This window comes from Sphingobacteriaceae bacterium (assembly GCA_016715905.1).
Taxonomy (GTDB): Bacteria; Bacteroidota; Bacteroidia; order B-17B0; family Aurantibacillaceae; genus Aurantibacillus.
The window spans coordinates 1-15,549 of the sequence record JADJXI010000019.1 but is presented as its reverse complement, the minus strand read 5'-3'; positions in this window follow the sequence as shown (position 1 = coordinate 15,549).

The window sequence follows — 15,549 nt, the reverse complement described above, 5'->3', positions numbered from 1 at the left end:
CTATTATCCTATCATTGGACTATTAAATCATAAATTTCATGTTGACAACACAATTATACAGCATAGCTATTGGCACTCCCGCTTCTCTCATATTTTTTGAATCGAAATCAAATATCGCTCAAATAAAAGTTCATTTTATGTGCGTCAGAATAATGAATTTTATATTCAATGTATATAAGTATATAGATACAAAATAATTGATTTATTTTAACAGTGAAAATTTATATGTATAAAAAATATACATATAATTTAAAAATCTACATAGCCAGTGAACCTATAACACTTGTGCATCATTTTAACAACAACAATTTTTCGATTTGGTAACGATATTCAAATTTTATATGGTAAAAATTAGTGCTTAAAACTTTTCATGGAATTATCAAATGTTCAAACGATTTCAATATGTTGCGATTACTATTATATCACTAATAAATATTAAATTTCATATTGATTATAAAAACATCCTCATTAGAAATTTTCAGTGATGTCTGACGCCTTCTATTTTACATTTTTAAAATATCCATAAAGTGAAAGCGCATGTTGTGGGCTTCAAGATAATGCTTTTTTTATAAGTTGTTCGCAATGATACACATACAAAAAAATTGATTTATTTTGACAGTAAAAATATTGGGAGTTCTCAAAATTTAAAAACTACACTAGTGGTGAGTCTATAGAGTACCAGTATCATTGTGGCATAAAAATTTTTTTGATTAGATAAGGGTACACGATTTTTTTTCGCAAAAAATGAGTGCTTAAAACTTTTGATGGAATAATATATAATAACTGTTATTATATCACAATTATTATCCTATCATTGAACTAATAAATCATAAATTTCATGTTGACAACACAATTATACAGCATATCTATTGGCACTCCCGCTTCTCTCATATTTTTTGAATCGAAATCAAATATCTCTCAAATAAAAGTTCATTTTATGTGCGTCAGAATAATGAATTTTATATTCAATGTATATAAGTATACGCATACAAAATAATTGATTTATTTTAACAGTGAAAATTTATATGTATAAAAAATATACATATAATTTAAAAATCTACATAGCCAGTGAACCTATGACACTTGTGCATCATTTTAATAACAACAATTTTTTGATTTGAAGGTGCTATTCAAATTTTATATGGTAAAAATTAGTGCTTAAAACTTTTTATGGAATTATCAAATGTTCAAACGATTTCAATATGTTGCGATTACTATTCTATCACTAATAAATATTAATTTTCATATTGATTATAGAAACATCCTCAATAGAAATTTTCAGCGATGTCTGACGCCTTCTATTTTACATTTTTGAAATATCCATAAAGTGAAAGCGCATGTTGTGGGCTTCAAGATAATGCTTTTTTTATAAGTTGTTCGCAATGATACACATACAAAAAAATTGATTTATTTTGACAGTAAAAATATCGGGAGTTGCCAAAATTTAAAAACTACACTAGTGGTGGGTCTATAGAGTACCAGTATCATTGTGGCACAAAAATTTTTTTGATTAGATAAGGGTATACGATTTTTTTTCGCAAAAAATGAGTGCTTAAAACTTTTGGTAGAATAATATATAATAACTGTTATTATATCACAACTATTATCCTATCATTGAACTAATAAATCATAAATTTCATATTGACAACACAATTATACAGCATAGCTGTTGGAACCCCCGCTTGTCGCATATTTTTTGAATCGAAATCAAATATCTCTCAAATAAAAGTTCATTTTATGTGCGTCAGAATAATGAATTTTATATTCAATGTATATAAGTATACGCATACAAAATAATTGATTTATTTTGACAGTGAAAATTTATATGTATAAAAAATATACATATAATTTAAAAATCTACATAGCCAGTGAACCTATGACACTTGTGCATCATTTTAATAACAACAATTTTTTGATTTGGTAACGATATTCAAATTTTATATGGTAAAAATTAGTGCTTAAAACTTTTTATGGAATTATCAAATGTTCAAACGATTTCAATATGTTGCGATTACTATTCTATCACTAATAAATATTAAATTTCATATTGATTATAAAAACATCCTCAATAGAAATTTTCAGCGATGTCTGACGCCTTCTATTTTACATTTTTGAAATATCCATAAAGTGAAAGCGCATGTTGTGGGCTTCAAGATAATGCTTTTTTTATAAGTTGTTCGCAATGATACACATACAAAAAAATTGATTTATTTTGACAGTAAAAATATCGGGAGTTGCCAAAATTTAAAAACTACACTAGTGGTGAGCCTATATAGTACCAGTATCATTGTGGCATAAAAATTTTTTTGATTAGATAAGGGTATACGATTTTTTTTCGCAAAAAATGAGTGCTTAAAACTTTTGATGGAATAATATATAATAACTGTTATTATATCACAATTATTATCCTATCATTGAACTAATAAATAATAAATTTCATGTTGACAACACAATTATACAGCATAGTTGTTGGAACCCCCGCTTCTCTCATATTTTTTGAATCGAAATCAAATATCTCTCAAATAAAAGTTCATTTTATGTGCGTCAGAATAATGAATTTTATATTCAATGTATATAAGTATACGCATACAAAATAATTGATTTATTTTAACAGTGAAAATTTATATGTATAAAAAATATACATATAATTTAAAAATCTACATAGCCAGTGAACCTATGACACTTGTGCATCATTTTAATAACAATAATTTTTTGATTTGGTAACGATATTCAAATTTTATATGGTAAAAATTAGTGCTTAAAACTTTTCATGGAATTATCAAATGTTCAAACGATTTCAATATGTTGCGATTAATATTATATCAATAATAAATACCAAATTTCATATTGATTATAAAAACATCCTCATTAGAAATTTTCAGTGATGTCTGACGCCTTCTATTTTACATTTTTAAAATATCCATAAAGTGAAAGCGCATATTGTGGGCTTCAAGATAATGCTTTTTTATAAGTTGTTCGCAATGATACACATACAAAAAAATTGATTTATTTTGACAGTAAAAATATTGGGAGTTGCCAAAATTTAAAAACTACACTAGTGGTGAGCCTATATAGTACCAGTATCATTGTGGCATAAAATTTTTTTTGATTAGATAAGGGTATACGATTTTTTTTCGCAAAAAATGAGTGCTTAAAACTTTTGCTAGAATAATATATAATAACTGTTATTATATCACAACTATTATCCTATCATTAAACTATTAAATCATAAATTTCATGTTGACAACACAATTATCCTACATAGCTGTTGGCACTCCCGCTTCTCCCATATTTTTTGAATCGAAATCAAATATCGCTCAAATAAAAGTCCATTTTATGTGCGTCAGAATAATGAATTTTATATTCAATGTATATAAGTATACGCATACAAAATAATTGATTTATTTTAACAGTGAAAATTTATATGTATAAAAAATATACATATAATTTAAAAATCTACATAGCCAGTGAACTTATGACATTTGTGCATCATTTTAATAACAATAATTTTTCGATTTGGTAACGATATTCAAAATTTATATGGTAAAAATTAGTGCTTAAAACTTTTCATGGAATTATCAAATGTTCAAACGATTTCAATATGTTGCGATTAATATTATATCAATAATAAATATTAAATTTCATATTGATTATAGAAACATCCTCAATAGAAATTTTCAGCGATGTCTGACGCCTTCTATTTTACATTTTTAAAATATCCATAAAGTGAAAGCGCATGTTGTGGGCTTCAAGATAATGCTTTTTTATAAGTTGTTCGCAATGATACACATACAAAAAAATTGATTTATTTTGACAGTAAAAATATTGGGAGTTGCCAAAATTTAAAAACTACACTAGTGGTGAGCCTATATAGTACCAGTATCATTGTGGCATAAAAATTTTTTTGATTAGATAAGGCTACAAAATTTTTTTTCGCAAAAAATGAGTGCTTAAAACTTTTGATGGAATAATATATAATAACTGTTATTATATCACAATTATTATCCTATCATTGAACTAATAAATCATAAATTTCATGTTGACAACACAATTATACAGCATAGCTATTGGCACTCCCGCTTCTCTCATATTTTTTGAATCGAAATCAAATATCGCTCAAATAAAAGTTCATTTTATGTGCGTCAGAATAATGAATTTTATATTCAATGTATATAAGTATACGCATACAAAATAATTGATTTATTTTAACAGTGAAAATTTTATACGTATAAAAATATACATATAATTTAAAAATCTACATAGCCAGTGAACCTATGACACTTGTGCATCATTTTAATAACAACAATTTTTTGATTTGGTAACGATATTCAAATTTTATATGGTAAAAATTAGTGCTTAAAACTTTTCATGGAATTATCAAATGTTCAAACGATTTCAATATGTTGCGATTAATATTATATCAATAATAAATATCAAATTTCATATTGATTATAAAAACATCCTCATTAGAAATTTTCAGCGATGTCTGACGCCTTCTATTTTACATTTTTAAAATATCCATAAAGTGAAAGCGCATGTTGTGGGCTTCAAGATAATGCTTTTTTTATAAGTTGTTCGCAATGATACACATACAAAAAAATGATTAGATAAGGGTACACGATTTTTTCGCAAAAAATGAGTGCTTAAAACTTTTGATGGAATAATATATAATAACTGTTATTATATCACAACTATTATCCTATCATTAAACTAATAAATAATAAATTTCATGTTGACAACACAATTATCCTACATAGCTGTTGGCACCCCCGCTTCTCTCATATTTTTTGAATCGAAATCAAATATCGCTCAAATAAAAGTTCATTTTATGTACGTCAGAATAATGAATTTTATATTCAATGTATATAAGTATATAGATACAAAATAATTGATTTATTTTAACAGTGAAAATTTATATGTATAAAAAATATACATATAATTTAAAAATCTACATAGCCAGTGAACCTATAACACTTGTGCATCATTTTAATAACAATAATTTTTCGATTTGGTAACGATATTCAAATTTTATATGGTAAAAATTAGTGCTTAAAACTTTTTATGGAATTATCAAATGTTCAAACGATTTCAATATGTTGCGATTACTATTCTATCACTAATAAATATTAAATTTCATATTGATTATAGAAACATCCTCAATAGAAATTTTCAGCGATGTCTGACGCCTTCTATTTTACATTTTTGAAATATCCATAAAGTGAAAGCGCATGTTGTGGGCTTCAAGATAATGCTTTTTTTATAAGTTGTTCGTAATGATACACATACAAAAAAATTGATTTATTTTGACAGTAAAAATATTGGGAGTTGCCAAAATTTAAAAACTACACTAGTGGTGAGTCTATAGAGTACCAGTATCATTGTGGCATAAAAATTTTTTTGATTAGATAAGGCTACAAAATTTTTTTTTCGCAAAAAATGAGTGCTTAAAACTTTTGCTGGAATAATATATAATAACTGTTATTATATCACAACTATTATCCTATCATTGAACTAATAAATCATAAATTTCATGTTGACAACACAATTATACAGCATAGATATTGGCACTCCCGCTTCTCTCATATTTTTTGAATCGAAATCAAATATCGCTCAAATAAAAGTTCATTTTATGTGCGTCAGAATAATGAATTTTATATTCAATGTATATAAGTATACGCATACAAAATAATTGATTTATTTTAACAGTGAAAATTTTATACGTATAAAAATATACATATAATTTAAAAATCTACATAGCCAGTGAACCTATGACACTTGTGCATCATTTTAATAACAACAATTTTTTGATTTGGTAACGATATTCAAATTTTATACGGTAAAAATTAGTGCTTAAAACTTTTTATGGAATTATTAAATGTTCAAACGATTTCAATATGTTGCGATTAATATTATATCAATAATAAATATCAAATTTCATATTGATTATAGAAACATCCTCAATAGAAATTTTCAGCGATGTCTGACGCCTTCTATTTTACATTTTTAAAATATCCATAAAGTGAAAGCGCATGTTGTGGGCTTCAAGATAATGCTTTTTTTATAAGTTGTTCGCAATGATACACATACAAAAAAATTGATTTATTTTGACAGTAAAAATATTGGGAGTTGCCAAAATTTAAAAACTACACTAGTGGTGAGCCTATATAGTACCAGTATCATTGTGGCATAAAAATTTTTGATTAGATAAGGCTACAAAATTTTTTCGCAAAAATGAGTGCTTAAAACTTTTGATGGAATAATATATAATAACTGTTATTATATCACAATTATTATCCTATCATTGAACTAATAAATCATAAATTTCATGTTGACAACACAATTATACAGCATAGCTATTGGCACTCCCCGCTTCTCTCATATTTTTGAATCGAAATCAAATATCGCTCAAATAAAAGTTCATTTTATGTGCGTCAGAATAATGAATTTTATATTCAATGTATATAAGTATATAGATACAAAATAATCGATTTATTTTAACAGTGAAAATTTATATGTATAAAAAATATACATATAATTTAAAAATCTACATAGCCAGTGAACCTATGACACTTGTGAATCATTTTAACAACAACAATTTTTTGATTTGAAGGTGCTATTCAAATTTTATATGGTAAAAATTAGTGCTTAAAACTTTTCATGGAATTATCAAATGTTCAAACGATTTCAATATGTTGCGATTACTATTATATCACTAATAAATATTAAATTTCATATTGATTATAAAAACATCCTCATTAGAAATTTTCAGTGATGTCTGACGCCTTCTATTTTACATTTTTAAAATATCCATAAAGTGAAAGCGCATGTTGTGGGCTTCAAGATAATGCTTTTTTTTATAAGTTGTTCGCAATGATACACATACAAAAAAATTGATTTATTTTGACAGTAAAAATATTGGGAGTTGCCAAAATTTAAAAACTACACTAGTGGTGGGTCTATAGAGTGTTGGCGTCATTGTGGCATAAAAATTTTTTTGATTAGATAAGGGTACACGATTTTTTTTCGCAAAAAATGAGTGCTTAAAACTTTTGATGGAATAATATATAATAACTGTTATTATATCACAACTATTATCCTATCATTAAACTAATAAATAATAAATTTCATGTTGACAACACAATTATCCTACATAGCTGTTGGCACTCCCGCTTCTCTCATATTTTTTGAATCGAAATCAAATATCGCTCAAATAAAAGTTCATTTTATGTACGTCAGAATAATGAATTTTATATTCAATGTATATAAGTATATGCATACAAAATAATTGATTTATTTTAACAGTGAAAATTTATATGTATAAAAAATATACATATAATTTAAAAATCTACATAGCCAGTGAACCTATGACACTTGTGCATCATTTTAATAACAACAATTTTTCGATTTGGTAACGATATTCAAAATTTATATGGTAAAAATTAGTGCTTAAAACTTTTTATGGAATTATCAAATATTCAAACGATTTCAATATGTTGCGATTACTATTCTATCACTAATAAATATTAAATTTCATATTGATTATAGAAACATCCTCAATAGAAATTTTCAGCGATGTCTGACGCCTTCTATTTTACATTTTTAAAATATCCATAAAGTGAAAGCGCATGTTGTGGGCTTCAAGATAATGCTTTTTTTATAAGTTGTTCGTAATGATACACATACAAAAAAATTGATTTATTTTGACAGTAAAAATATTGGGAGTTGCCAAAATTTAAAAACTACACTAGTGGTGAGCCTATATAGTACCAGTATCATTGTGGCATAAAAATTTTTTTGATTAGATAAGGCTACAAAATTTTTTTTCGCAAAAAATGAGTGCTTAAAACTTTTGATGGAATAATATATAATAACTGTTATTATATCACAACTATTATCCTATCATTAAACTATTAAATCATAAATTTCATGTTGACAACACAATTATACAGCATAACTATTGGCACTCCCGCTTCTCTCATATTTTTTGAATCGAAATCAAATATCGCTCAAATAAAAGTTCATTTTATGTGCGTCAGAATAATGAATTTTATATTCAATGTATATAAGTATACGCATACAAAATAATTGATTTATTTTGACAGTGAAAATTTATATGTATAAAAAATATACATATAATTTAAAAATCTACATAGCCAGTGAACCTATGATACTTGTGCATCATTTTAATAACAACAATTTTTCGATTTGAAGGTGCTATTCAAATTTTATATGGTAAAAATTAGTGCTTAAAACTTTTTATGGAATTATCAAATGTTCAAACGATTTCAATATGTTGCGATTAATATTATATCAATAATAAATACCAAATTTCATATTGATTATAGAAACATCCTCAATAGAAATTTTCAGCGATGTCTGACGCCTTCTATTTTACATTTTTAAAATATCCATAAAGTAAAAGCGCATGTTGTGGGCTTCAAGATAATGCTTTTTTTATAAGTTGTTCGCAATGATACACATACAAAAAATTGATTTATTTTGACAGTAAAAATATTGGGAGTTGCCAAAATTTAAAAACTACACTAGTGGTGAGTCTATAGAGTACCAGTATCATTGTGGCATAAAAATTTTTTTGATTAGATAAGGCTACAAAATTTTTTTTCGCAAAAAATGAGTGCTTAAAACTTTTGATGGAATAATATATAATAACTATAATTATATCACAACTATTATCCTATCATTGAACTAATAAATCATAAATTTCATGTTGACAACACAATTATACAGCATAGCTATTGGCACTCCCGCTTCTCTCATATTTTTTGAATCGAAATCAAATATCTCTCAAATAAAAGTCCATTTTATGTGCGTCAGAATAATGAATTTTATATTCAATGTATATAAGTATATAGATACAAAATAATCGATTTATTTTAACAGTGAAAATTTATATGTATAAAAAATATACATATAATTTAAAAATCTACATAGCCAGTGAACCTATAACACTTGTGCATCATTTTAACAACAACAATTTTTCGATTTGAAGGTGCTATTCAAATTTTATATGGTAAAAATTAGTGCTTAAAACTTTTCATGGAATTATCAAATGTTCAAACGATTTCAATATGTTGCGATTACTATTCTATCAATAATAAATACCAAATTTCATATTGATTATAAAAACATCCTCATTAGAAATTTTCAGCGATGTCTGACGCCTTCTATTTTACATTTTTGAAATATCCATAAAGTGAAAGCACATGTTGTGGGCTTCAAGATAATGCTTTTTTTATAAGTTGTTTGCAATGATACACATACAAAAAAATTGATTTATTTTGACAGTAAAAATATTGGGAGTTCTCAAAATTTAAAAACTACACTAGTGGTGAGCCTATAGAGTGTTGGCATCATTGTGGCATAAAAATTTTTTTGATTAGATAAGGGTATACGATTTTTTTTCGCAAAAAATGAGTGCTTAAAACTTTTGATGGAATAATATATAATAAGTGTTATTATATCACAATTATTATCCTATCATTGAACTAATAAATAATAAATTTCATGTTGACAACACAATTATCCAGAATAGCTATTGGCACTCCGCTTCTCCCATATTTTTTGAATCGAAATCAAATATCTCTCAAATAAAAGTTCATTTTATGTGCGTCAGAATAATGAATTTTATATTCAATGTATATAAGTATACGCATACAAAATAATTGATTTATTTTAACAGTGAAAATTTATATGTATAAAAAATATACATATAATTTAAAAATCTACATAGCCAGTGAACCTATGACACTTGTGCATCATTTTAACAACAACAATTTTTCGATTTGGTAACGATATTCAAATTTTATACGGTAAAAATTAGTGCTTAAAACTTTTCATGGAATTATCAAATGTTCAAACGATTTCAATATGTTGCGATTACTATTCTATCAATAATAAATACCAAATTTCATATTGATTATAAAAACATCCTCATTAGAAATTTTCAGCGATGTCTGACGCCTTCTATTTTACATTTTTAAAATATCCATAAAGTGAAAGCGCATGTTGTGGGCTTCAAGATAATGCTTTTTTTATAAGTTGTTCGTAATGATACACATACAAAAAAATTGATTTATTTTGACAGTAAAAATATCGGGAGTTGCCAAAATTTAAAAACTACACTAGTGGTGAGTTTATAGAGTGTTGGCATCATTGTGGCATAAAAATTTTTTTGATTAGATAAGGGTACACGATTTTTTTTCGCAAAAAATGAGTGCTTAAAACTTTTGATGGAATAATATATAATAACTGTTATTATATCACAACTATTATCCTATCATTGGACTATTAAATAATAAATTTCATGTTGACAACACAATTATACAGCATAGCTATTGGCACTCCCGCTTCTCTCATATTTTTTGAATCGAAATCAAATATCGCTCAAATAAAAGTTCATTTTATGTGCGTCAGAATAATGAATTTTATATTCAATATATATAAGTATACGCATACAAAATAATTGATTTATTTTAACAGTGAAAATTTTATACGTATAAAAATATACATATAATTTAAAAATCTACATAGCCAGTGAACCTATGATACTTGTGCATCATTTTAATAACAACAATTTTTCGATTTGGTAACGATATTCAAATTTTATATGGTAAAAATTAGTGCTTAAAACTTTTCATGGAATTATCAAATGTTCAAACGATTTCAATATGTTGCGATTAATATTATATCAATAATAAATATCAAATTTCATATTGATTATAGAAACATACTCATTAGAAATTTTCAGCGATGTCTGACGCCTTCTATTTTACATTTTTGAAATATCCATAAAGTGAAAGCGCATATTGTGGGCTTCAAGATAATGCTTTTTTTATAAGTTGTTTGCAATGATACACATACAAAAAAATTGATTTATTTTGACAGTAAAAATATTGGGAGTTGCCAAAATTTAAAAACTACACTAGTGGTGAGTCTATAGAGTACCAGTATCATTGTGGCATAAAAATTTTTTTGATTAGATAAGGCTACAAAATTTTTTTTCGCAAAAAATGAGTGCTTAAAACTTTTGATGGAATAATATATAATAACTGTTATTATATCACAATTATTACCCTATCATTAAACTATTAAATCATAAATTTCATGTTGACAACACAATTATACAGCATAGCTATTGGCACTCCCGCTTCTCTCATATTTTTTGAATCGAAATCAAATATCTCTCAAATAAGAGTCCATTTTATGTGCGTCAGAATAATGAATTTTATATTCAATGTATATAAGTATATAGATACAAAATAATTGATTTATTTTAACAGTGAAAATTTATATGTATAAAAAATATACATATAATTTAAAAATCTACATAGCCAGTGAACCTATAACACTTGTGCATCATTTTAACAACAACAATTTTTCGATTTGAAGGTGATATTCAAATTTTATATGGTAAAAATTAGTGCTTAAAACTTTTCATGGAATTATCAAATGTTCAAACGATTTCAATATGTTGCGATTAATATTATATCAATAATAAATACCAAATTTCATATTGATTATAAAAACATCCTCATTAGAAATTTTCAGTGATGTCTGACGCCTTCTATTTTACATTTTTAAAATATCCATAAAGTGAAAGCGCATGTTGTGGGCTTCAAGATAATGCTTTTTTTATAAGTTGTTCGCAATGATACACATACAAAAAAATTGATTTATTTTGACAGTAAAAATATTGGGAGTTGCCAAAATTTAAAAACTACACTAGTGGTGAGCCTATAGAGTGTTGGCATCATTGTGGCATAAAAATTTTTTTGATTAGATAAGGGTATACGATTTTTTTTCGCAAAAAATGAGTGCTTAAAACTTTTGATGGAATAATATATAATAAGTGTTATTATATCACAATTATTATCCTATCATTGAACTAATAAATAATAAATTTCATGTTGACAACACAATTATCCAGAATAGCTATTGGCACTCCCGCTTCTCCCATATTTTTTGAATCGAAATCAAATATCTCTCAAATAAAAGTTCATTTTATGTGCGTCAGAATAATGAATTTTATATTCAATGTATATAAGTATACGCATACAAAATAATTGATTTATTTTAACAGTGAAAATTTTATACGTATAAAAATATACATATAATTTAAAAATCTACATAGCCAGTGAACCTATGACACTTGTGCATCATTTTAATAACAACAATTTTTCGATTTGGTAACGATATTCAAAATTTATACGGTAAAAATTAGTGCTTAAAACTTTTCATGGAATTATCAAATGTTCAAACTATTTCAATATGTTGTGATTTCTAAATAACAATTTTTATGCAAATAACACTATTTAAAACAATAATATTGAGTAGTGTCATTCAAATGTTGTTACATAAAAATACATACCATTATTTTAAAGTTTTTATCTCTTCAATATACTCTTACCTCAATTTTTTTAATTTCTAAATAACAATTTCTATTCAAATAACAATATTTAAAACAATAATATTGAGTAGTGTCATTCAAATGTTGTTACATAAAAATACATACCATTATTTTAAAGTTTTTATCTCTTCAATATACTCTTACCTCAATTTTTTTAATTTCTAAATAACAATTTCTATTCAAATAACACTATTTAAAACAATAATATTGAGTAGTGTCATTCAAATGTTGTTACATAAAAATACATACCATTATTTTAAAGTTTTTATCTCTTCAAATATACTCTTACCTCAATTTTTTTAATTTCTAAATAACAATTTCTATTCAAATAACAATATTTAAAACAATAATATTGAGTAGTGTCATTCAAATGTTGTTACATAAAAATACATACCGTTATTTTAAAGTTTTTATCTCTTCAATATACTCTTACCTCAATTTTTTAATTTCTAAATAACAATTTCTATTCAAATAACAATATTTAAAACAATAATATTGAGTAGTGTCATTCAAATGTTGTTACATAAAAATACATACCATTATTTTAAAGTTTTTATCTCTTCAATATACTCTTACCTCAATTTTTTTAATTTCTAAATAACAATTTCTATTCAAATAAGAATATTTAAAACAATAATATTGAGTAGTGTCATTCAAATGTTGTTACATAAAAATACATACCGTTATTTTAAAGTTTTTGTCTCTTCAATATACTCTTACCTCAATTTTTTTAATTTCTAAATAACAATTTCTATTCAAATAACACTATTTAAAACAATAATATTGAGTAGTGTCATTCAAATGTTGTTACATAAAAATACATACCATTATTTTAAAGTTTTTATCTCTTCAATATACTCTTACCTCAATTTTTTTAATTTCTAAATAACAATTTCTATTCAAATAACACTATTTAAAACAATAATATTGAGTAGTGTCATTCAAATGTTGTTACATAAAAATACATACCATTATTTTAAAGTTTTTATCTCTTCAATATACTCTTACCTCAATTTTTTTAATTTCTAAATAACAATTTCTATTCAAATAAGAATATTTAAAACAATAATATTGAGTAGTGTCATTCAAATGTTGTTACATAAAAATACATACCGTTATTTTAAAGTTTTTATCTATAAAAAATATACATATAATTTAAAAATCTACATAACCAGTGAACCTATGATTATTTATTGATTATTTTTATTGATATTTTTGAAGATATGAGAACTTTAAAATTTTTTTACAAGTAATAGGGTAAAAATACAAACATTTTTAATTAATTTGAAATATTACCTAAATAAAGCTAGAAAGAAAGAAAATAACAACCATCTATTTTTCATTTGTATATCTCAACTCTACATATAAAATTTTTAAAATTTTTTTTAACAGGGTAAAAACAGAAACATTTTTAATAAATTTGAAATATTATCTAAATAAAGCTAGAAAGAAAGAAAATAACAACCATCTATTTTTCATTTGTATATCTCGACTCTACATATAAAATTTTTAAAAATTTTTTTAACAGGGTAAAAACAGAAACATTTTTAATAAATTTGAAATATTATCTAAATAAAGCTAGAAAGAAAGAAAATAACAACCATCTATTTTTTATTTGTATATCTCAACTCTACATATAAAATTTTTAAAATTTTTTTTAACAGGGTAAAAATAGAAACATTTTTAATAAATTTGAAATATTATCTAAATAAAGCTAGAAAGCAAGAAAATAACAACCATCTATTTTTTATTTGTATATCTCAACTCTACATATAAAATTTTTAAAAATTTTTTTAACAGGGTAAAAACAGAAACATTTTTAATAAATTTGAAATATTATCTAAATAAAGCTAGAAAGCAAGAAAATAACAACCATCTATTTTTTATTTGTATATCTCAACTCTACGTATAAAATTTTTAAAATTTTTTTTAACAGGGTAAAAACACAAACATTTTTAATAAATTTGAAATATTATCTAAATAAAGCTAGAAAGAAAGAAAATAACAACCATCTATTTTTTATTTGTATATCTCAACTCTACATATAAAATTTTTAAAATTTTTTTTAACAGGGTAAAAATAGAAACATTTTTAATAAATTTGAAATATTATCTAAATAAAGCTAGAAAGAAAGAAAATAACAACCATCTATTTTTCATTTGTATATCTCAACTCTACATATAAAAATTTGAAAATTTTTTAACAAGGTAAAAATAGAAACATTTTTAATAAATTTGAAATATTATCTAAATAAAGCTAGAAAGAAAGAAAATAACAACCATCTATTTTTCATTTGTATATCTCAACTCTACATATAAAATTTTTAAAATTTTTTTTAACAGGGTAAAAACACAAACATTTTTAATAAATTTGAAATATTATCTAAATAAAGCTAGAAAGCAAGAAAATAACAACCATCTATTTTTTATTTGTATATCTCAACTCTACGTATAAAATTTTTAAAATTTTTTTTAACAGGGTAAAAACACAAACATTTTTAATAAATTTGAAATATTACCTAAATAAAGCTAGAAAGAAAGAAAATAACAACCATCTATTTTTCATTTGTATATCTCAACTCTACGTATAAAATTTTTAAAATTTTTTTTAACAGGGTAAAAATTTGTATATCTCAACTCTACATATAAAATTTTAAAATTTTTTTAACAGGGTAAAAACACAAACATTTTTAATAAATTTGAAATATTATCTAAATAAAGCTAGAAAGAAAGAAAATAACAACCATCTATTTTTTATTTGTATATCTCAACTCTACGTATAAAATTTTTAAAATTTTTTTTATAAAAATTTAACAGCGGACAATTATTTTTTTTAATGTGGATAGCAATTAAATTTATTTTAATTTTATGTATGTTATTGTCATTATTTATCAACTATTTTTATTGATATTTTTGAAGATATGACAATTTTAAATTTTTTTACAAATAACAGGGTAAAAATAGAAACATTTTTAATAAATTTGAAATATTATCTAAATAAAGCTAGAAAGAAAGAAAATAACAACCATCTATTTTTTATTTGTATATCTCAACTCTACATATAAAATTTTTAAAATTTTTTTTAACAGGGTAAAAACACAAACATTTTTAATAAATTTGAAA